The 20,195-nt window shown below is 52.4% G+C and carries 17 protein-coding genes; 5 read left to right on the top strand and 12 right to left on the bottom strand.

The window, feature by feature from the left end:
• Window positions 1-325 precede the first annotated feature (325 nt).
• The 4 genes from AN477_RS11610 to AN477_RS11595 form a co-directional block, all read right to left on the bottom strand.
• Window positions 326-2,098, bottom strand: a complete 1,773-nt coding sequence (locus tag AN477_RS11610; protein ID WP_054969323.1) for an acyl-CoA dehydrogenase family protein — start codon at window positions 2,096-2,098, stop codon at window positions 326-328.
• A 352-nt stretch (window positions 2,099-2,450) separates the two neighbouring features.
• Window positions 2,451-3,632: an acetyl-CoA C-acetyltransferase gene (locus AN477_RS11605; protein WP_054969322.1), complete on the bottom strand. Its 1,182-nt coding sequence runs from the start codon at window positions 3,630-3,632 to the stop codon at window positions 2,451-2,453.
• 191 nt (window positions 3,633-3,823) lie between these two features.
• Window positions 3,824-6,229, bottom strand: coding sequence for a 3-hydroxyacyl-CoA dehydrogenase/enoyl-CoA hydratase family protein (locus AN477_RS11600; protein WP_157061926.1), 2,406 nt, complete (start codon window positions 6,227-6,229; stop codon window positions 3,824-3,826).
• A 133-nt stretch (window positions 6,230-6,362) separates the two neighbouring features.
• Window positions 6,363-7,340 carry an aminotransferase class IV gene (locus AN477_RS11595; RefSeq protein WP_054969321.1) on the bottom strand — a complete coding sequence of 326 codons (978 nt, stop codon included), beginning with the start codon at window positions 7,338-7,340 and terminating at the stop codon, window positions 6,363-6,365.
• A 104-nt stretch (window positions 7,341-7,444) separates the two neighbouring features.
• Between AN477_RS11595 and AN477_RS11590 the strand changes: the two genes are divergently transcribed.
• Window positions 7,445-7,807 carry a histidine triad nucleotide-binding protein gene (locus AN477_RS11590; RefSeq protein WP_054969320.1) on the top strand — a complete coding sequence of 121 codons (363 nt, stop codon included), beginning with the start codon at window positions 7,445-7,447 and terminating at the stop codon, window positions 7,805-7,807.
• A 91-nt stretch (window positions 7,808-7,898) separates the two neighbouring features.
• On the opposite strand, the gene AN477_RS11585 is transcribed toward AN477_RS11590, so the two are convergent.
• Window positions 7,899-8,348: an OsmC family protein gene (locus tag AN477_RS11585; protein WP_054969319.1), complete on the bottom strand. Its 450-nt coding sequence runs from the start codon at window positions 8,346-8,348 to the stop codon at window positions 7,899-7,901.
• Between the two features lie 160 nt (window positions 8,349-8,508).
• Here AN477_RS11585 and AN477_RS11580 point away from each other — a divergent pair, with 160 nt between their 5' ends.
• Window positions 8,509-8,922, top strand: coding sequence for a hypothetical protein (locus tag AN477_RS11580; RefSeq protein ID WP_054969318.1), 414 nt, complete (start codon window positions 8,509-8,511; stop codon window positions 8,920-8,922).
• 20 nt (window positions 8,923-8,942) lie between these two features.
• On the opposite strand, the gene AN477_RS11575 is transcribed toward AN477_RS11580, so the two are convergent.
• The 6 genes from AN477_RS11575 to AN477_RS11550 form a co-directional block, all read right to left on the bottom strand.
• The gene (locus AN477_RS11575) at window positions 8,943-9,329 is read right to left on the bottom strand and encodes a cupredoxin domain-containing protein (protein WP_054969317.1); all 387 of its coding nucleotides are present in this window, start codon (window positions 9,327-9,329) and stop codon (window positions 8,943-8,945) included.
• Between the two features lie 54 nt (window positions 9,330-9,383).
• Complete coding sequence (locus tag AN477_RS11570; RefSeq protein WP_054969316.1) at window positions 9,384-9,932, bottom strand: phosphatase PAP2 family protein; 549 nt, start codon at window positions 9,930-9,932, stop codon at window positions 9,384-9,386.
• A gap of 19 nt (window positions 9,933-9,951) precedes the next feature.
• Window positions 9,952-10,989, bottom strand: a complete 1,038-nt coding sequence (locus AN477_RS11565; RefSeq protein ID WP_157061925.1) for a phospholipase D-like domain-containing protein — start codon at window positions 10,987-10,989, stop codon at window positions 9,952-9,954.
• A gap of 181 nt (window positions 10,990-11,170) precedes the next feature.
• Window positions 11,171-14,314: a DNA polymerase III subunit alpha gene (locus AN477_RS11560; protein WP_054969315.1), complete on the bottom strand. Its 3,144-nt coding sequence runs from the start codon at window positions 14,312-14,314 to the stop codon at window positions 11,171-11,173.
• Window positions 14,315-14,409: 95 nt separating this feature from the next.
• Window positions 14,410-14,655, bottom strand: coding sequence for a DUF6504 family protein (locus AN477_RS25890; protein WP_425388164.1), 246 nt, complete (start codon window positions 14,653-14,655; stop codon window positions 14,410-14,412).
• Complete coding sequence (locus AN477_RS11550) at window positions 14,652-15,968, bottom strand: Y-family DNA polymerase (RefSeq protein ID WP_054969313.1); 1,317 nt, start codon at window positions 15,966-15,968, stop codon at window positions 14,652-14,654. Before AN477_RS11550 ends, AN477_RS25890 begins: the two co-directional genes overlap by 4 nt.
• Before the next feature lie 249 nt (window positions 15,969-16,217).
• Between AN477_RS11550 and AN477_RS11545 the strand changes: the two genes are divergently transcribed.
• Window positions 16,218-16,889 (top strand): response regulator transcription factor, encoded by a 672-nt coding sequence (locus AN477_RS11545; protein WP_054969312.1) that lies wholly within the window; start codon window positions 16,218-16,220, stop codon window positions 16,887-16,889.
• A gap of 18 nt (window positions 16,890-16,907) precedes the next feature.
• Entirely contained in the window at window positions 16,908-18,143 is a 1,236-nt protein-coding gene (locus AN477_RS11540; protein ID WP_054969311.1) for a sensor histidine kinase, read from the top strand.
• Between the two features lie 48 nt (window positions 18,144-18,191).
• Here AN477_RS11540 and AN477_RS11535 read toward each other — a convergent pair whose 3' ends face one another.
• Complete coding sequence (locus AN477_RS11535; protein ID WP_054969310.1) at window positions 18,192-18,713, bottom strand: PIG-L family deacetylase; 522 nt, start codon at window positions 18,711-18,713, stop codon at window positions 18,192-18,194.
• Window positions 18,714-18,910: 197 nt separating this feature from the next.
• Between AN477_RS11535 and AN477_RS11530 the strand changes: the two genes are divergently transcribed.
• Entirely contained in the window at window positions 18,911-20,023 is a 1,113-nt protein-coding gene (locus tag AN477_RS11530) for a glycosyltransferase family 4 protein (RefSeq protein WP_054969309.1), read from the top strand.
• The last annotated feature ends 172 nt before the right edge of the window (window positions 20,024-20,195 follow it).

Below are 20,195 nucleotides of genomic sequence, written 5' to 3'. Positions count from 1 at the left end.
CATGATACCCTTATCCATGCTTGGGTTCCTTAGATTAGATTTGGACAGGGCTACCTGTACATCTATTCTAAGGAATCTTTATATGTATAGGGGTTACAGAATCATGAATCTTCATAAGGTTTAAAATGTTTAATTTGTCAACGGGTACCCGTTGACAATCCACTAAAAAGTTAATGCAACGCTAGTGGGTCAAAGCGACTTATTCCGCCGCCCAGACCCAAACCGGCGTGGGAAGAGAAAGGAAAAACGGCGTGTGATGGGATTCCCCCTCACACGCCGCCCCTGATTCAAGTTTTACTAACCAAGCCCACACAAAACCAAAACCTTATGCGAGGTACTTCTCGGCATCGATGACAGCTGCCGCGATTTGGCGTTTCAGAGCCTTCGCATTCACAGGCTGGAAGCGGGTCAACTTGCGCAGAACGGAAAGTTGCGTGCGCAGTGTGTCGCCTTCTTCCATGGCAGCCAACACTTCGCGAGCATACCCTTCAATACGGGCAAATGCTTCACGTGAGTAGACCTGAACCATCGCAATTTTGAGGTCGGCGTTCTTACCTGCTGCCGCAGCCTTCTTGGCACGGAGCAGTGAACTTTCCATCGCATAGATCTCAATTGCAATGTCAGCCAGGTTGGCCAGAATCTCTTGCTCTTCCTTCAGCGAGGCCATGTACTTCTGCACAGCGGATCCACCGACGAACAAGAAGACTTTCTTCGCCATTTCGAGCAGGTGCGATTCCGCACCGAGGACTTCGGTCTCATCAGCCATCGGCAGCATGCCCATCAGCTCAGACTGCAGGCCCGCCGCTGCCTGAAGCAATGGAAGTTCGCCCTTCATGGCCTTGCGAACGAGGGTATCCGGAATGATGAGGCGGTTGATCTCGTTCGTTCCCTCAAAGATGCGGTTGATACGCGAATCGCGGTACATCCGTTCAATCGGGTACTCTTGGATGAAGCCAACGCCGCCGTGGATCTGGACGCCTTCGTCAACGACAAAGTCGAGTCCCTCAGAGGCGAACACCTTGTTGACGGAGCACTCGAGTGCGTATTCTTCGATGGCCTTCGCGACCACGCGACCGTCAGAGGTGTTACCGAGTTGCTCGAGCTGCTTGTCGATGTCACCGGTCGAACGGTAGGACATGCTCTCCGCCACAAATGCGCGGATGTTCATGTCCGCAATCTTCTGCTGAATGAGCGGGAAGTTCGAGATGGACGTCTTGAACTGTTTGCGCTCCTTCGCGTACTTCACGGAGGTTTCAAGAGCAGCCTTCATGCCGCCGACGCAACCCACAGCCAGTTTGTAGCGGCCGATGTTCAGGATGTTGAACGCTATGACGTGGCCACGCCCTGCTTCACCAAGCAGGTTTTCCACTGGCACCTTCACGTTGTCGAGGATCAGCTGACGGGTCGAAGAAGCCTTAATGCCCATCTTCTTCTCTTCCGGACCTGTTGATACGCCTTCAAATCCGCGCTCCACGATAAAGGCAGAGAACTTTTCACCGTCGATCTTCGCGTAGACAACGAACACGTCGGCAAATGCGGAGTTCGTGATGAACTGCTTGGTGCCGTTCAGAACGTAGTACTTGCCGTCGTCGGACAGTTTGGCAACCGTCTTTGCACCAAGAGCATCCGATCCAGAACCTGGTTCAGTCAGCGCATACGCCGCAATTTTTTCGCCGCTCGCGAGGTTCGGCAGGTACTTTTTCTTCTGCTCTTCAGTGCCAAAGAAGACAATCGGGAGCGATCCGATACCGACATGGGCACCGTGGCTCAGTGCGAAGGAGCCCCCGCGCGTAATGTACTCGGTGATGAGCGCGGACGAAACTTTATCTGCCCCGAGGCCGTCATAGTCCTCCGGTACGTCGGCAGCGAGCAGGCCAAGTTCTCCGGCCTTGCGCAGCAACTTGACGGTCAGATCCCAATCTTGGTGTTCAAGGGTCTCACTGTTCGGCAGAATTTCGCCTTCAACAAAGGCACGGGTAGTGTCAGCAATCATCAAATGTTCTTGAGTGAAGTCTTCAGGTGTAAATACATTCTCCGGACTCGTCGCCTCAATGAGAAATGCGCCACCCTTGGTCAGTTGCCCCTGTTCTGTGGTCATTGGGTACACGCCTCCTGGTTTTTTTTATTCTTACGGCACATTTTTTGTTTTCTTACGGCACACATGGAAATGTGCTGAAAAGTTGCGGCTGCCTCCGTGGACGTAATTCGTGTCCACGGACACAGTCGAAACAGCAATCCAACTACTGACTTTCTTGTCCGCTTCGCAGTGGCCAGGCGCTTTTGACTCCGCCTGTCCGCTTCCAGTGGCCAGGCCCTTTGACTACGCCTGACCACTCATTACCCCTCGCCCTTGTTTACGCTAGACGTTGTTTACACTAGACGTTGTTTACACTAGACGTCGTTTACACTAGACGTTGTTTACACTAGGCGCTGTTTACACTAGACGTTGCTTACGCTAGACGCTCGAATACGCCTGCTGCGCCCATTCCGCCGCCGACACACATTGTGACCAGACCGTAGCGGCCGCCGCGGCGCTCCAACTCATTCAAGATGGAGACCGTCAAACGAGCACCTGTGCAACCGAGTGGATGGCCAAGTGCAATGGCACCACCGTTAACGTTGACTTTCTCTTCGTCCATCCCAAGCGTCCGGATGACGTGCAGGGACTGAGAAGCAAACGCTTCATTCAGTTCAATCAAGTCAATGTCGGAAAGTGAGAGCCCAGCGAGTTTCAGTGCCTTCGGCACTGCCGCGACAGGTCCGACACCCATGATGTCCGGATCGACCCCGCCGACAGCGAAAGAGCGGAACACGCCAAGCGGCTTGAGGCCAAGCTCTGTTGCTTTCTCGCGCGACATCAGGAGGACTGCTGCTGCGCCGTCACTCGTTTGCGACGAGTTGCCTGCTGTGACACTGCCCTTGATAGAGAAGACTGGCTTCAGTTTGCCTAGTGCCTCGAGCGACGTCGTCTCACGCACGCCTTCATCCGTGTCAAACACACGTTCTTTGGTGACGACCTTGTTGTTCACATCCACATAGGTCTCTTTCACCGGGACTGGGACAATTTCTCCCTTAAACTTCCCATCACGGATGGCTGCTGCGGCACGTTGATGGCTCCGCAGTGCAAACGCATCCTGGTCCTCACGGGACACATTGAAGCGCTGTGCAACCTGCTCTGCCGTGTGACCCATCGACATGTAGGTCTCCGGGAAGCGCTCAGCAAGCTCAGGGTTTGGCGAGATGTTGTATCCGCCCATCGGCAGGAGACTCATGGTCTCTGTGCCGCCGGCAATCAGAATATCGGACATCCCGGTCATAATCTGCTGTGCTGCAATGGAAATGGTCTGCAGTCCTGAAGAGCAGAAGCGGTTGATGGTCATACCGCTCACGCTCGTCGGCAATCCCGCGCGCAGTGCGATGATGCGGGCAACGTTCATACCCTGCTCTGCTTCCGGGATGGCGCACCCCATAATGACGTCTTCAATTTCCTCTTTGGATACTTCCGGAACGCGGCGCAACAAGTCTTCGACGACAAGCGCTCCAAGGTCGTCTGGCCTGGTGTTTCTCAGGCTGCCTTTTTGTGCCCTGCCGATCGCGGTGCGTGCACCAGCGACGATGACTGCCTCTCTCACAACGTTTCCTCCTTATCATGAAGGTTAAGCCTGTTTACTTTGACGATCCCGATTCGTTCAACATGGCTCGCCGGGCGGCGTCTACTTGGGCAACACCTTACCGGTTACCTAGTTCCGCAAGTGCTTGCCGGGCGGTCTAGTTCCGCAACACCTTACCGGTTACCTAGTTCCGCAAGTGCTTGCCGGGCGGTCTAGTTCCGCAGCGGCTTGCCGGTTGTCAGCATGTGCTGCATACGGGCCTGGGTCTTTGGTTCCCCGACCAGGCTCAAGAATGCTTCGCGCTCGAGGTCGAGCAGGTACTGTTCGCTCACAAGTGTGCCGCGAGTAACGGATCCGCCTGTCAGTACGTGAATCAGCTTGTGAGCGATTTTCACATCATGGCTTGATACATATCCGGCGGTCTTCATTCCAAACACGCCGATCTTGAGGAGCGCAGCGCCGGATTCACCGACTACAGGAATCGGCTTTTGCTGTTTCGGCGTGTAGCCTGCCTGAACCAAACCGAGCGCAGCCTGTTTTGCATCATAAAGCAAGAAGTCACGGTTGGCGGTTACACCGTCAGTCTTACGAAGGTAGCCGAGGTCCTGTGCATCTCTGGCACTCGTCGAGACTTTTGCCATCGCAACGTTCTCGAAGGCCTTTTGAACGAACGGATCGAGCCTTGTGTCAACGCCGTCCGGCACTCCTTCAATCGCGCGGATCAGCACTTCCTTGTTGCCGCCGCCGCCTGGAATCAGACCGACGCCGACCTCTACAAGACCGATGTAACTTTCGGCGGCTGCCTGAACGTGATCGGCCGGGAAACACATCTCTGCGCCACCGCCAAGCGCCATCGCAAACGGTGCTGCGACAACAGGCTTATCGAGGTACTTTAATTTCATCGCGGACTGCTGGAACTGATGAACGGTCATGTTCAGTTCATCCCAGTTCTCGTCCTGCGCTTCCATCAACATCATCATCAGGTTTGCACCAACGCAGAAGTTCGAAGCCTGGTTGCCAATCACGAGGGCCTGCCAGTTGGCTGAGACCTCTTTGGTGGCGACGTCGATCATCTGAATGATATCCGCACCAATGGCTTGTTTTGGTGAGTGGAACTCGAGGCAGGCGACGCCGTCACCGAGATCGACCAGGCTGGCACCAGCGTTTTGCTTAATGACCTTGCCTTGTTCTTTCAGGCGTGCAAGGGAGATGACTTCTTTCGGCTCTTCGACACCGCGGAACTCGTCTTTGCCGACGTAGAAGCGCGGAACTTCGCCTTTTGCCCGTGCGTAGAAAGAACTGTGGCCAGACGTGAGCAGTTCCTCCACGAACGACGGGATGGTCTCGCCTTCAGCGCGCATCCGTTCGACGGACTGTGCAACGCCAATCGCGTCCCAGGTTTCGTAAGGGCCCAGATCCCAATTGAAGCCCCACTTCATCGCGTTGTCGACGGCGACGATATCATCTGCAATTTCACTCTGCTTGTTTGCGGTATAGAGCAGCACGCGTTTCAGGACATCCCAGGCAAACTGGCCTGCTGCATCTTTTCCGTAGACGAGTGCCTGCAGCTTCGCTGCGCTGCCCTTGGCAGCCTTGGAGGCATCGAGGGATGCAGACTTCAGCTTTTTGCGCGGGCGGTATTCGAATGAATCGAGATCGAGCGCCATAATCTCAGCACCCGCAGCCGACTTGACACGCTTGAAAAATCCTTGACCGGTCTTCTCGCCAAGCCAGCGGTTCTCGAGCATCTTCTCAATGTAAGCAGGGACTTCAAACGCAGCCTTCTCCCAGTCTTCAGTGACGTTTTGGCCGACGTTCTTAGCCACGTGGAAGAAGGTGTCTAGCCCGACCAAATCGAGTGTACGGAAGGTCGCACTCTTTGGCCGTCCCATTGCAGGACCTGTAATCGCGTCGACTTCATCGACGCCGAGCTCGAACTTTTTCATCGCTTCGAGCGTGACCAAAAGGCCATATGTGCCAATGCGGTTGGCAATAAAGTTCGGGGTATCCTTGGCGAGGACAACGCCCTTACCGAGAACACGGCCGCCAAACGTTTTCATTTCCTCAATGATGGATGGGTCTGTATCCGGACCCGGAACAAGCTCCAACAGTTGCATGTATCGCGGTGGATTGAAGAAGTGAGTGCCAAGGAAGCGGCCTTTGAATTCAGGACTGCGGTCCTTCACCATTTCTGCAATCGAAATCCCTGAGGTGTTCGAGCTGACAATCGCATCTTTGGAGGCGAACTTCTCTACGCGCTCAAACAGAGACTGCTTGATGGCGAGGTTTTCGACAACCGCCTCAATCACCCAGTCACAGTCTGCAATCTTCGCCAAGTCATCTTCAAAGTTCCCAAGTTCGATCTTTGCGGCATCAGCGGCACGGTAAAAGGACGCCGGCTTTGCCTTTTTCGCTGCATTGAGTCCATTTTGCGCAAAGCGGTTCCGGACTGCGGGTGACTCAAGCGTCAGGCCCTTTGCAGCCTCTTCCTTCGTCAATTCAGATGGAACGATGTCAAGCAAGCGGACGGACAAACCTACGTTTGCGAGGTGGGCTGCGATGGCTGCTCCCATCACACCAGCACCGAGTACGGCTACCTTGTGAATCTGATGTGCCACAAATGTCAATCCTCCTGGATCCGGGTCGTTACCGACCGGTCGGTAGATTCGCATCCTTATCATATCAAACATAGTGAAAAATGACTAGCAGAACTGTAGGAAGGGGATCAAAAAAAGGGGATGGCCCCCGCGGTCAATTTCTTACCGCGAGGGTCACTTCGCCGTCCTGAATCCGGTGGACGGTTTCGGAGAACTTTTGTTTCAGCTTGCTTCCGACGGTTGGGGCAGCGGACATCTTCCAAAGAGTCTTGAACTCTTCCTTGCTTTCAACGAGGGAGGACGGAATGTCGCTTGGCAGGTGATGCAATGCCTGTTCCTGGGACACAGGAACCACGATCTCACCTATCATCTGGATCTCCTGGGTTGTACTTGTCACAAAAACTTCGTCGACATCTTTCAGGTCTGAGAGTTGCAAAGCTTGTTCATGGACCGGAACACCGGATTCGCGGGCAAGGTCGAGCACAAATCGGCGGGTGATCCCTGGCAGAATATACCGGTTGGTCGGGTGGGTGTACAGTTCGCCATGTTTAACAAACCAAACGTTGCTGCCGGAGCACTCCGTAATCGTGCCCTCTCGTACGAGCATGGCTTCTTGGGCGTGCAGTCTGTGAGCCACTTCTTTGGCGATCACGTTTGGCAGCAGGTTGATCGACTTCACAAACGCATTGGACCACCGTTCGTCAGGCCACGCTACAAGCGGTGGCAGCGGATGATCCGCGGGTCCGGCTTCGATGTCATTCGCAGGCTTCGCGGGAGGCTGCGGCCGGACTGTCAAACTCACAACCGAATTCGCGGATGGAAACACGTGGTTCCGCGGTGCAATGCCGCGGGTAACCTGCCAATACACGGTCGATTCCGGTTCCCCGCTGCGGCGAACCGCTTCATTGATCAGTTCGACCCAAGCGTGGCGGTCAAACGGATTGGCAATCTGAATCGCCCTTAGACTGTTCTCCATCCGTTCAAGGTGCCAGTCAAGCAAGAATGGACGGCCTCCGTAGACACGAACGACCTCGTAGACCCCGTCCCCAAACTGGTGACCCCGTTCCTCAATCGGTACAGGCGTCGTGTTTGATTCGATAAATTCCCCGTTGTAATACCCAACAAACGGCATGCCTTCTCCCCCTAAATTCGTGGTTTCCCTTCGCTGCCCGCTGAAAATGATTGGGGCAGTTACATGGTAATGTCGGAAGTTCTTGGTATACTTAAATTCATTCGATGAGAGGAAGTGAAAATGTGACGGACTGCCTATTTTGCAAAATTGTCAGTGGAGAGGTCCCTTCAAACAAGGTCTTGGAAACGGACGATGTTCTGGCCTTCCACGACATCCGCCCGCAAGCGCCTGTGCACGTGCTGGTGATTCCGAAGAAGCACATTCCATCCGCTCACCATATTGAGGCTTCAGATGCTGCAGCACTTTTGCACATCCACGAAGCTGCACAAAAAGTGGCTGAAGAGCTGGGTATCGCGGAAAACGGATACCGCTTGGTAACAAACATTGGTTTCCATGGTCAGCAGACCGTCGCCCACCTGCACTACCACGTACTTGGCGGCAGACAACTGCAATGGCCGCCAGGTTAATTTGAGTGGATGATAATCATCCACGAAACAGGAGAGCCCCATCCGGATATAGGTCCTTTGCCGACCGTATCGTCCGAATGGGGCTTTTGGATCATCCGTTTAACGATTCTTCTTGCTCCTCTGGCATGCTTTGTCCATTTAAAACGAGCTGCGGAATGATCTTGGCATTCAGTGATGCCGAAGCAGAACAGTATTTTTCCTCACTCAAGTGAATCGCACGCCATGCTTTCGCAGGCGGGATATCTCCGTCGATGTGGTATGTCAACGTAATCTCGGTGAACGCCTGGGGATGTTCCTCCCGACGCGTGCCTTGTGCGTCAATGTGCATGCCCGTCATAGGAAGGCGCATCCGCTCAATAATCATTGCAATGTCGATCCCGGTGCAACCGGTGAGCCCCATCAGGAGCAACTCCATGGGACGATTGCCCTTGTCTTCCCCGCCAGCCTCTTCTTTCGCGTCCATCGAAACCTGGTAGCCCGACGGACCTTGACTTAGAAAATGGCGTTTTCCTTGCCATGTGGTTTTTACATTCATCTCCATAGATGCGTCCCTCCTTCATTTCATTGTACCGCCCAAGGCAAAAAAATACGATGTGTAAACACCTGACTTTACGCACAGATGTTTCAGGTTTCGCAAACTCCGACAGTTTCTGCGCGAAGCTTTCGTTACGATATGTAAGAAAAGGATGAACTCAAGGACGGTGACGGACGTGAGAATACTTGGCGCGTTTCTGACAATGGTCCTCGCAATTTACTCTGGTGTCCAGTCTTACCGTATTGCCGCAGCTGGCGCTGTCCAGCAGATTCCACAGCTTCAAGGCGATGGAGGCGGGGGCTTGGTGTTTGCCGTGCTCTGTCTCATTGGAGCCATGGTTCTTCTGAAGCGGCCGCTCATTGCCACGTGGATCCTGGCAGTCGCAACTGTGTTGGTTGCTTTCGTCGGTCTCTCCTTTGGCGATCCCGCTATGTACTGGTGGAGCGGCATCACGCTCGTTCTCACCGTATATACATTTATGCAGCACCGACTCCTGAAAAGACAGCAAAACGACCGCTATGGGTTACACAGTAAGTCAGATCGGAAAGAAAAACGAAACAGAGCAACCAGCGGGGCTTGATGACCGTACTGCAGAAAGGGTCAATGAACAGCCATGGTCCCCCGCAGGCCTGGCTCCGGTTGTCCCCCGGTGTCTGAATAATACGGGAAACTCCCTGTTTTGTCAGGGGTGAATTTTGCAGAAGTGGATGAGCCGGGTTGAAGGTTACTTGTAAAAATGAAAAACGCGGGCAGAACGAAGTTGTGGACCTTGGTGCCGCGGTTGATGATGGTCATGGAGACTGGCTCGCCCTCCGAGGCACTCATAGTTGCCGGTGATATGCCTGAATCAGTCAAGGTGACGTTATACGATACTTGTGCGTGTGCGGTAAGGGTCGAAGTATAGACGGTGGTCAAGCCAATCAGACACCCCATACTCAACAGAGTCCCCCGCATCTTACGGGTAATCCTCAGTGCAAGCCCATTCAACCCTATCACTCCATTCCCACAGTTACCTCTTATATCTGCCCCAGCCACATGCTGTCAATACATCAGATGGACGAGGGCTGAGACGAGAAGGGAGACGGCTGTACCGGTCACGATTCCGGCAAGGACATCCGTGAGGTAGTGAAGGCCCGTATAGATGCGGGATGCAGCAAGCAGCAGAGCCAATACCAACAATACCGTAAAGTATCCCGGTAAGGGCAGAAAGCCAAAAGCAAGGGCAAACGCGCCGGTGGCATGATTGCTCGGAAATGAATCCCCTTCGTCATGCCCAAGCAAAGGCGGGACAAGTGACTCCTGAAATGGACGCGGCCGTGCGATGCTGCGACTGACCGGCTCATTGACGATTCGCGCAAGAACTGCCGATACAATCGAAATGGCTGCGCAGATCAGCGGGGCATGCGGGCTAATTCGGATGGGACCGAGTGTTGAGAGTACAATCACAAACAGCATCACGGTCGGTGTCCACTTGGCCGTGACGATAAAAAATGCATCGATTCCAGCAAACCGTCCCCACTGACGTGTGGTCCAGTCATGGATTTTACGGTCTATGCCTGTCCGCTGTGCTGCGGTTGGTTGGCTGATCATCGCGAAGCTCCGTTCGTTCTCAATATTTCACGGTATTTTGCGGGTAGTCCGTGCCCCGTGCAATTTCAATCGACAGGTCCTTCTGGAAGGACTTATCAAACCCTGTTACGCCATGGAGGACTACATCCCCTTCATGATTGTAGGTGTAGGCCTGATGGCTGAAGTTGGCGCTGCCGATGATGAACGTGCTGCCATTGTCGACATCCAGGATTTTGGCGTGCATCCATTCTTTTTCGTACGACCGGTAGAACCGAACCGTTACACCACCGTCGCGAAGGGTTGTAGCAGCCTTGTTGTTCATGTACTCATTGGGATCAAGCAGTACAACTACTTCAACTCCCCGCTTCGCGGCGGCGACGAGTGCGTCAAGCACTTGATGATCGGACAGGTCAAAGGCCTCCATGGAAACACTGTGCTTAGCTCCCTCAATCGCCTGTACGACGGGTTTTTGGATGGAACTGTCGGTCACGAGCGGCAGTTGCAGCCGTGGTGCTGCGGCAGCTTGTCCATGAGCGCGTTTCCAATCAAAACGGAACAACGTCTCAAACTCGCTGCCAGGGTGGGCGAAATATACAGAGGCGTCGTTGTTGGCCCAACTCGATGGCCCGTAGTTCATACCGCCAATCAAGACGCCGCCATCCGTACCGTCCGTAATCAACATCTTGATGTGCGAGATGCCATGAGAAATATGCAGTGACACAACGGGCACACCGGCGTGGCGCAGCTCGGGTACAGCCGTATCTTGGCTGTGACTTTCGGTGCTGTCGACAATGACCCGTACATCCACCCCTCGTTTGCGGGCTGCTTCAAGTGCACGCAAAATATCAGGGTCTCCGAGTTCATAGATATCGAGATCGCACACCTTCTGACTCGAATGAATCATCTTTAGGGCCTGCAACTTCACGTCCTGCCCCCAATCAAGCGTTGCGCCAAACTGGGTCACGGGTTGTGGAACGTACGGCTGCGGGTCTGCCAAAACCTTGTTGCAGCCGGAGAGAAGGGACGTTACGCCAAGCAACAGGACAGCGGAAAGCAGAGCTTGTCGTCGAAGAGTCACGCCACGACCACCTTTCTAAGTTGCCATACCATGGTGTGTGTTCGATTCCACATTTGTCGTGGCATCCCTGTTTTCCATCCATTCATTTACAAAATGATAAGTTCATTGAAGCCGCATCGGTGTTGACGAGAACACTTGATGAGCCCGACCTGATGGGGATTTTCACCTGTAATCATCTTTATCAAAACGCATCTGACCGCTCGCCAACCAATGGCCAAACCCTTGAGACAATCAGTTGCGGACGCCCTTCATCCCGACGTTGAATTTTGCCCATCACGCCGATGAGACGACCATAAGGCGTGAAAAGAATAGCTCCGCTCTGCTGATAGACATCTTGAAACATTGTAGCATCGACAAACCCAAATTCATCTTCCAGTGTGAAGAAGACGACAGTTTTTCCACTCGGTGTGGGCGGTCGGTGCGGACGAATGACAACACCTGCTGTCCAAATTTCCGTATCATCCGGAATTTCTTCAACCTGACTCGTGGTCATGTAGCGGGCGGTATCCAAACGTTCCCGAAACAGCGATACCCAGTGCCCGGACAAGCCAACACCGAGTAAATTGTATTCATCCGCCAATTTGGCGGCAAGCGGAAGTTCATCATCTGGCAACCCAGAGGTTTGACCGATGTCACGGGCTTCTGGAACCTGTTCCAGATTCTCAAAGAGTCGATACTCCGTATGCCGATCCGCTATCCAGTCCGGCAACTGCCACAACGCCCTGCGCCTTGTTTCAATCAACAAATCGACAGCCCCCGCACGGATACACCGCTCAGCCATCAATCGGTCCATACTTCGAATCCGCCGCAAGAGACTCTGCATCGACGTAAATGGCCCACCCAAGTCCCGAGTCGTATGAATCTCTTCTGCAACCGTTTTGCGCATGCCCTTTAACAGACAGAATCCAAGTCGAATGGTGTACTCATCGGGTGTTGTGCAGCCCCACTCACTGTAGTTGACGTCGACAGGCAACAGGCGAATCCCCCGCCGGCGTGCCTCGGCACAAACCACGTGGACAGGGTAATAACCCATCGGATACTGATTCAAGATGGACGCAAAAAACTCCGCTGGATAATACTCCACGAGATACGCTGTCTTATAGGCTGTCGTTGCGAACGCAGCTGCATGGGCCTCGCAAAACCCGTAACTGGCATAGCTTTGGATATAGGAGAAAATCGTCTGTGCAACATCCGCCTCAATCCCCTGTGCCTTGGCCTTCTCAAGAAAGTGCTGACCAATCTGCTCCATCTCCGAATGCGAGCGGGCTTTGCTCATGACCCGCCGAAGCCGGTCTGCTTCACCCGGCGTAAAGTTTGCGATGGCCGTGGCGATTTCAATGACTTGTTCCTGAAACAGGACAACGCCGTATGTCTTGCCGAGGATCGGCTCAAGTTTTGGGTGCAAGTAAGAAATTTGTTCGCGCCCGCGGCGGCGGGCGAGAAACGGATCGACCATATTCCCTTGAATCGGTCCGGGGCGAATCAATGCGACACTGGCAACGATGTCTTCGAGCCCATCCGGCTTGAGTCTCGTTTGCAATGCGCGCTGGGCTGGGCTTTCGAGCTGGAAAACGCCGATGGTCTCACCACTGCCAAGTCGCTCGAAGGTGCGGGCGTCGTCAAGTGGAATGCGGTCATAGTCGAGTGCGTGACCTTGGCGTTCGCGAAGCACAATGGTATCCGAAATCGCAGACATGGTCCGAAGCGACAACAAGTCGAGCTTGACGAGACCGACCTCCTCCACACCGTGTTTGTCAAACGGCGTAATCCAATCCCCTTGTGCGGAAGGTTGGAGTGACGTGGTTTCAAGCAACGGCCGCCGGCTGATGATAATTCCCCCGACATGCATGCCAAAGTGTCTTGGAAAACCGGCTATTTGTGCAGACAGTTTCCACAGCCAGGTCAGTTCATCCCGGTACTGGTTCAAAGACTGAAGCTCAGGCACCCGGTCAAAGAGAGCGGTTAACTGATCGGCATGCGCCATCCATGGGACCCGTTTTGCCAATTTATCGAGTAGGTCCTCCGGCAAACCGAGGGCTCCTCCTACGCCGCGAATCGCAGACCGGCCCCGGAACGTCTGGTACGTGGCCACTCTGGCAACGTGATGGCGGCCGTATTTTCGGTACACGTAATCCATTACTTCATCCCGGCGGCGGCTGTCAAAGTCGATATCAATATCCGGTTTCTCAGCGCGTTCAAGACTCATGAAACGCTCGAATAAAAGCCCTCTGCCGGCTGCGTCCACATCTGTGATGTAAAGGCAGTAGGCAACAGCAGAATCAGCCGCTGAGCCCCTGCCGGCACAACGGATCTGATGCTTTCTGGCATAATGAACGATGTCCCAAACGACCAAAAAGTAGTCTGTATAACCAAGTTGTTGAATGATCGACAACTCGTGTTCAAGCCGCTCACGAAGCCTTGCATCCACCTTTGGATAGCGCTCACGGGCGCCTTGGAAGACGAGTTCCCGTAAAAACCCTTCCGCGCTTTGTACACCGTTTGGCAGCGTATACGCGGGGAACAACGACTCCGTCAACGACAGGGCTGTTTCACAACGCTCTGCGATCTCAAGCGTGTTGCTTAAAGTGGAAGGAGGAAGTCCGGCAAAACGCCGTTTCGCTTCCTCATGCGGGAACAGCCACTGCCCATCATTCAACGGTCGTCCCGGGTGCGGGCTGTGAATGTCACAGTTGAGGCCGATGCAGCGCAAGACGTCGTGAACGGGAAACTGCACTGCCTTGACGTAGTGAACATTTCCTGTGGCAACGAGTGGGATTTGAAGCCTCTCCCCAAGCGCTGCCAAGTCCTGATTCAACCGCCTGGTTTCCGGAAATGCATCCGCTTGGACCTCGATATAAAAGTCCCTGCCAAAGACCCTCCGATACATTTCTGCAGTCTCACGCGCGAATGTGTATTGTCGCTGCAGCACTGCTTTTGCGATGCGCCCGTTGCGGCAACCAGAGAGGACAATCAGTCCCTCACTGTGCGCAAATAGAAATGCCTCGTCAACCTTTGGGTGAATCCGACCACGCTCTCCTTCATGTGCATGGGTTAACAATCTGCAGAGGTTCTCATAACCCTTTTTGGAGCGAGACAAAACGGTCAGATGGGTTCCATCCGTGAGTGTTACCTCTGCACCCGAAATCGGTTTGATACCGTATATCGCAGCCCAGCGGTGAAATTCGGGCAGTCCTGCAATCGTGTTGTGATCTGTAAGCGCAAGGGCTGGCATGCCATGTAAAGCCGCCTCTGCGACCATCTGTTCTATTTCGCTGACTCCATCCAAAAACGAAAACGGGGAGTGAGCGTGCAGGTGTACAAACACTCGTTCATCGTTCCTCCCCTAATCAAAGACTCCGCATTCCAACTGGCAATCTTTTTTCAGCCTCTGGAAGCTCCGGATTCCAAACATCGACCGGCTCAATCCCAGACCCGATAAATCGACCACGCGTCCCCTACCTGCTCTAAATCAAAAAAACCGTTTTTATCGGTAAACACCCGCCAAATTTGGCGTGGAGGCTCACCGTTCCACCACTCTCCGGACTCTCGCCAACAGTCCACAACCTCAGTTATCTTGTGCTTTTCTGACCCGTCCAAAAAAGAAGCAGGTGTATCGTCCCCTTGAGACAACACCACAGAAACCTCTCGTCGAATGAGTCTCGTCATCGCCAGCGGCTGGTATAGACCGAGCCAGCCCTCGCTTCCAAAACAGCCTGTAAACGAAGTTCCCGAAACGTCGGACGGATCCCCATTTGAACCGCATCAGGAAACTTTCGGTTCACGTGACGCACCACCCTTAAAATATCTACAGTCCCCCGCCGTTCCTCTGGACTTTGCTGAGATAAGGCCAGCTGAATTGACGAGAGCGGTTGAATGTCTTTGGCGTACAATCGCACCGAAACCAGTTGACCACTGGATTTTGAACTCGTTTCGAGGCAACCTGACTCAACAGCGGCTATCAGTTGGTTGACTTGGCAGAGCGGTTGCTTTGTTGCACGTTCGAAGTGCTCTTCACCGTCATTCGTTCTCCAGGCAACTCCGATTTTTAATGCACCGAGTTCCTTTCGACTCAACTCATCGGCCAAACCGACAGAAAGGTCGCGCACAATCTCAATGAGCAGTTCACTTGGGACCTCATTGCCAATTTCAGCACACCACGTTCGAACCAGTTCAGGCAGCGGATAATTCACCCGCAATCGCTCTGAAGAGTGGCGCTGAAGTTGTGTCCACAAGAGTGCTTCCTCTCCAAACTGACGCTTCAAGTAGGACGTTGGTACACGACTTATTTCACCGATCCGGTAAACACCAAGTGACAGCAACCTTTCTCTAACTTTTACAGGTGCATCCCAGAATGCGGTAATGGGCATCTCACTCATCCAGGCAGCTGCGCTGTCCGATGTCGCCCCTGAACTTTTTGAGCCAGAGTTTTTTGTTCCGAAGTTATTTGATTTAGACCGATTCGATCCGGAAATCACACCGGCGAGCGATGGCGAGATCAGCCATAGTTGGCTGCCCACCCTCCAGTACAACGCTCCTTGAACTCTTTCAACTTTGTTCCATTCCACAAGTGCTTTAGCCAATCGAGGTGTCTCTGCCAGCCCAACCTGGATGCTTTGTTCTTCGGTAAACTGCTCGTTCACCTGTTCTAAAATCCGCCTGACTTCCCGCAATGGAGGCCGCTCTCCGGGGATCTGAAAAAAGAACGCATCCTTCTCCTCAATCTCTATCCAAGGAGTAAAGCTGAGTACAACACGCAGGGTTTTTTCCAAACTTGAAGGCAGACCTTCTGCTTCCTCAATGCTTGTCAACTCTGGGACTAATGCCTTGGCGGTACCAATTTGCATCCCTGGTCGAACTCCGCGTTTTCTTGCAGATAAAGAGGCATCGGTGACATGCCCAGAACTCGATTCGGTGGCCCACAGCGACTCTGTTGAGTCACTTCGAACACCCTGAGCCTGTGCAAACAGTGTAAATCTCAAGCCTCTCCCCTCCACCTATCGTTTTGATGGTGTTCAGAATCACCGTAATGCGAACATATGTTCTTGTTATTTATTATATGCCTCCTGGACCAAAACACAAACATACGTTCGGTTAAATTGCGATAATCAGTCGTGCCATCTTATGCTAAACTCGTAACCGTCACGAGCATCACAGCCAATCCGATTTGATGGAATTTTCAGCGTCATGGGCACTTATGCAAACTGACCTACGACGGGAGATGAAGCTATATGCGACTATTGCTAGTCGATGACGAAAAAAGGCTTGCAGCTGCTGTAAAACAGCTTTTAATTGAAAATAACTACGCTGTAGACACTGCGTATGAAGGGAATAAAGGGCTGGATCTGGCCCTGATGAACAGCTATGACCTTTTAATACTGGATGTCATGTTACCCGGTCAAAGTGGTTTGCATATCGTTAAGGCGGTCCGAGAAGCCCAACTACAAGTCCCTATTCTTCTTTTGACAGCGAGAGATGCAGTGGATGATCGGGTAAAAGGGCTCGATGCAGGAGCGGATGACTATTTGGTCAAACCCTTCGCCAATCAAGAATTACTGGCACGAGTTCGCGCTCTATGTCGTCGTAATCACCCACTCGTTGCAGTAGACACGCTGACCGTTGGACCACTATCGTTGAACATGGGAGAACATGTCATACGACTCGAAGATACCCCTCTGTCATTAACCAATAGAGAGTACCAGTTGCTCGAACTGCTGATGCGAAATCACGGAAAGGTACTCTCCAAAGAGTTGATTCTCGATAGGGTTTGGGGCCCTGAAGCAGACCTCATCGCAAATGCTGTAGAGAACTACATCTACTTTTTGCGCAAAAAGCTCGAGAAGCTTAGTGAGTTTGTCCATATTGAGACGGTTCGTGGTGTGGGGTATGTACTACGGGTCTAAATGGAGAGGGGCTAGACCATGTTTGAGAAGGTTCGGTTGCAAATCACGGTTTTAACCGTAAGCATCGTGGTCTGCCTTTACGTCGTCAGTAGTCTTGGAATTTACGGATTAGTGCGCCACATAGTAATACAAAATGTTGACCAAAGCATCACTAAGGTTTTGCGGTCTGATAAGGGTCAACCAGGTCGTCTCCTTGCACAACTTCCACCAGGGACGTACATCCTGATCAAACAGCGTAATCAGACTATCCAAAGTAACGCTCCAACAAATCTGACCATGAAGCTTGAAAGACTCGTAAACACCCGTCCCTCTGCACAGCGTTGGACAGTCATGTGGAATGTTCCCACATCGGATCAAACGTTCAGGTTAACGTATGTACCGCTGCCGAGGAATTCAAGAAATAAAACAGGTTATTGGCTGCTCGTTGTGAACCTAACCAAGGAAATGACCGTATTAAAAGAACTTGAGCACAGTCTGTTTATGGTCGGTATATTCGGCGTCGCCTTAGCGGCGATACTGGGATTTTGGCTCGCAGCTCGAACGCTCTTACCGATTCGAAAAGCGTATGAGCGTCAACTGCAGTTTGTCTCCGATGCCTCACATGAGATGCGTACGCCACTCGCGGTCATTCAAGCCAACCTGGGGGTTGTTTTGGATCATACAGATGAATCTGTGCTAGACAACCTGGAGTGGATTAATAATGCTCACGCTGAATCTCGGCGTATGAACAAGTTGGTTGAGGACTTACTGACTCTTGCACGAAGTGATGCGGACAGAGCGCCGTTGGACATACAAGAGGTCAACCTTTCCGAACTATGTCAGGCAACCGCAGACTTGTTTCATCCAGTAGCCGAGGCAAGTCAGAAGCGACTTACCGCTGAGATTCAGCCACAAGTCAAAACCCTTGGTGATCAAGACCGCTTGAAACAGCTGCTCCTTATCCTATTGGACAATGCGTTTAAATTCACACCGGAACAAGGAACCGTAACCTTATCAGTACGTGTAGACCGTGCATACGCAACATTGTCAGTGACCGATACAGGCACTGGGATTTCCTCAAAAGATTTAAAAAGAATCTTCGATCGTTTTTATCAAGTTGATTCTGCAAGAAATAGAAATGAATCGCGTGGAAGCGGGCTTGGACTCTCCATTGCAAAATGGATTGTCGATGCCCATCACGGAAAAATCAACGTTACGAGTGTGTTACATCAAGGAACGACATTTGAGGCCAGATTCCCATTGTATCGAGGTTAAACGAATGTCCCGCCATAAAGTCGGATTCTGAACCGGTGCATGCGATGACTATTTTTTTATGAGAATGAAATACTCTCTACCAATGAAGTTGTCCAATTTGTTATCACGACGCAATTCGCGGATTGTTTTCCTTTGACTACGATAGACCTCTAGCAACTGCTTTTTCTTGCTAAGGACCGATTGCGCAAGGACCCGCTTTCCGACTGCAAAGGCATACAAGTTGTGGGGCACGAGGCTGCGCATGAGACGCGCAATGACCTTGTGTTGCGGGTGCCCATATTCGCCCTTCAACCCATGTGTGACTACCATTTCAAACCGATTTTGCTGCATCAATCGCTGCAAGTCCCGTCTCAAATTCGTTATGTCGAAGGCGTCAGAATACGTATCTCTGTAATTCCAAATCTCATAATCCGCACCCACAAGACGCATCACTTTCTTGAATTCCCGGCTTCGGACGGGATTGTCCCCATTCGTAATGCAGATGACCTTCCAGTGCCGTTCCTGTAACAAATGGGCTCCTCCGAAGATGACTTCGTCATCGGGATGTGCCACCACCATCAGTCTTCTCATCTTTCTCCCCCCTGCCACTCGAGGGGATTCACGCTCCCCATACCAACGTATGTACATGCTCTTCAGGCCGGATGGACAAAGGGTAAGGGGCTGGTAACCAAATGTGAGCCGCATGCGAGTGCAGGTCAGTTGCCCGTGGCGTAATCTTTGCTGTAAGTCGTAAGCTGTTCACATGCAGGATGGGTGGGGGGATGGAAATGAAGGTCCTGGCGATCATCGCACATCCGGAATATGGCGGAACGGAAACCCATGTACTCTCTCTTGCCCGGATGTTCCGACGTCACAAAATCCATATGGGTCTCGCCACATACGGGGGGCCGTTCGTACACGTAGTACGACAACAAGGCGTTTCCATACACAATCTCTCGAAGTCTGGAGGCTTCGCTTCTCCTGTTCATCAGATTTCACAGATCGTCAAACAACACGGTTATACTGTCATCCACGCTCATGACATTGAGTCATTTCGGATGTTGCCGCATCTTTGCAAACGGTTGCCTCAGGTGCCTCGGCTCATGACTGTACACGGAATTGATTATTCGAGGAATGAATTACGTCAGGCCGCCATGGCAGCCAATATGGTCATTGCCGTATCCCCCGCCGTACGACAACGAATTGTTCAGTCGTGTCGTTCCGCCAAAAAGGTCAAGCTGATTCCGAATGGAATTGATACAAACCGATTCTCACCTAGCACAGACTCTGCTACATATCGGCGAGCTCTCGGTCTGCCAGTCAAGTCACACATTTGCTTATATGCAGGTCGATTTCAGTCTGACAAATGGCATGTTGCCAGGAAGGTAATCATTGCCTCTGAGCGGATCGCCAAAAGGCACAAAAACTTTGTGGCAGTTCTCATTGGATTTGGAGCGTATCGAAGCCGTCTAAGCCGCTTGGCGAAACAAGTCAATCGTCGGCTCGGCCGAGCCGTTGTTCATGTATTGCCCCCTACAACTCGAATCCAAGATTATTATCGAGCAGCTGACCTCGTCGTAGGCACGGGAAGAGTAGCATTAGAAGCCATGTCCTGCGGAAAACCTGTGATTGCTGCGGGAATCTCCGGTTATGAAGGCATCGTGGATCCAAAGTCATGGAGAAAAGCTGTTACCCATCAATTTGGAGATCATGCTGCGTCCAACACAACAACAGTCCTCCGTCTATCAAATGATATTCACAAGTTGCTCGTTGATCGTCAACATGCCAGATCAAGCGGGAATTTTGGGCGCAAGATGGTGGTTCGGCAATTCTCTCTTTGGCAAGCAGCCAAAGAGACCATTCAAACATATAACACAGCTTCAAGACATTCACCCCGATGAGGGCATCAATGCCCACCCATACATCCTCAACTACGGCTCATTCAAGTGTCCCCGCAAAGCATGTGGTTGTTGTTCTCCGAATCCGTCTATGCAGGTTGCCACATAAACACAAGATATTCACTACTACTTAACATTTACACCGTAGAATAGCCACTGAAAAATCGATTGACTG

It is taken from the genome of Paenalicyclobacillus ferrooxydans, assembly GCF_001399675.1.
In the GTDB taxonomy this organism is placed as follows: domain Bacteria; phylum Bacillota; class Bacilli; order Alicyclobacillales; family Alicyclobacillaceae; genus Alicyclobacillus_B; species Alicyclobacillus_B ferrooxydans.
Note: the sequence above shows the minus strand (reverse complement) of the source record. Positions and strands in the feature narration are given on the sequence as shown.

What these genes read in the sequence shown, in the direction of transcription:
- AN477_RS11540 (WP_054969311.1), top strand. Translation starts at nt 16,908, where the DNA reads ATGTTTGAGAAGGTTCGGTTGCAAATCACGGTTTTAACCGTAAGCATC.
- AN477_RS25890 (WP_425388164.1), bottom strand. Translation starts at nt 14,655, where the DNA reads ATGACGAGACTCATTCGACGAGAGGTTTCTGTGGTGTTGTCTCAAGGG.
- AN477_RS11535 (WP_054969310.1), bottom strand. Translation starts at nt 18,713, where the DNA reads ATGAGAAGACTGATGGTGGTGGCACATCCCGATGACGAAGTCATCTTC.
- AN477_RS11570 (WP_054969316.1), bottom strand. Translation starts at nt 9,932, where the DNA reads ATGATCAGCCAACCAACCGCAGCACAGCGGACAGGCATAGACCGTAAA.
- AN477_RS11585 (WP_054969319.1), bottom strand. Translation starts at nt 8,348, where the DNA reads ATGGAGATGAATGTAAAAACCACATGGCAAGGAAAACGCCATTTTCTA.
- AN477_RS11590 (WP_054969320.1), top strand. Translation starts at nt 7,445, where the DNA reads ATGAGAGGAAGTGAAAATGTGACGGACTGCCTATTTTGCAAAATTGTC.
- AN477_RS11610 (WP_054969323.1), bottom strand. Translation starts at nt 2,098, where the DNA reads ATGACCACAGAACAGGGGCAACTGACCAAGGGTGGCGCATTTCTCATT.
- AN477_RS11530 (WP_054969309.1), top strand. Translation starts at nt 18,911, where the DNA reads ATGAAGGTCCTGGCGATCATCGCACATCCGGAATATGGCGGAACGGAA.
- AN477_RS11595 (WP_054969321.1), bottom strand. Translation starts at nt 7,340, where the DNA reads ATGCCGTTTGTTGGGTATTACAACGGGGAATTTATCGAATCAAACACG.
- AN477_RS11545 (WP_054969312.1), top strand. Translation starts at nt 16,218, where the DNA reads ATGCGACTATTGCTAGTCGATGACGAAAAAAGGCTTGCAGCTGCTGTA.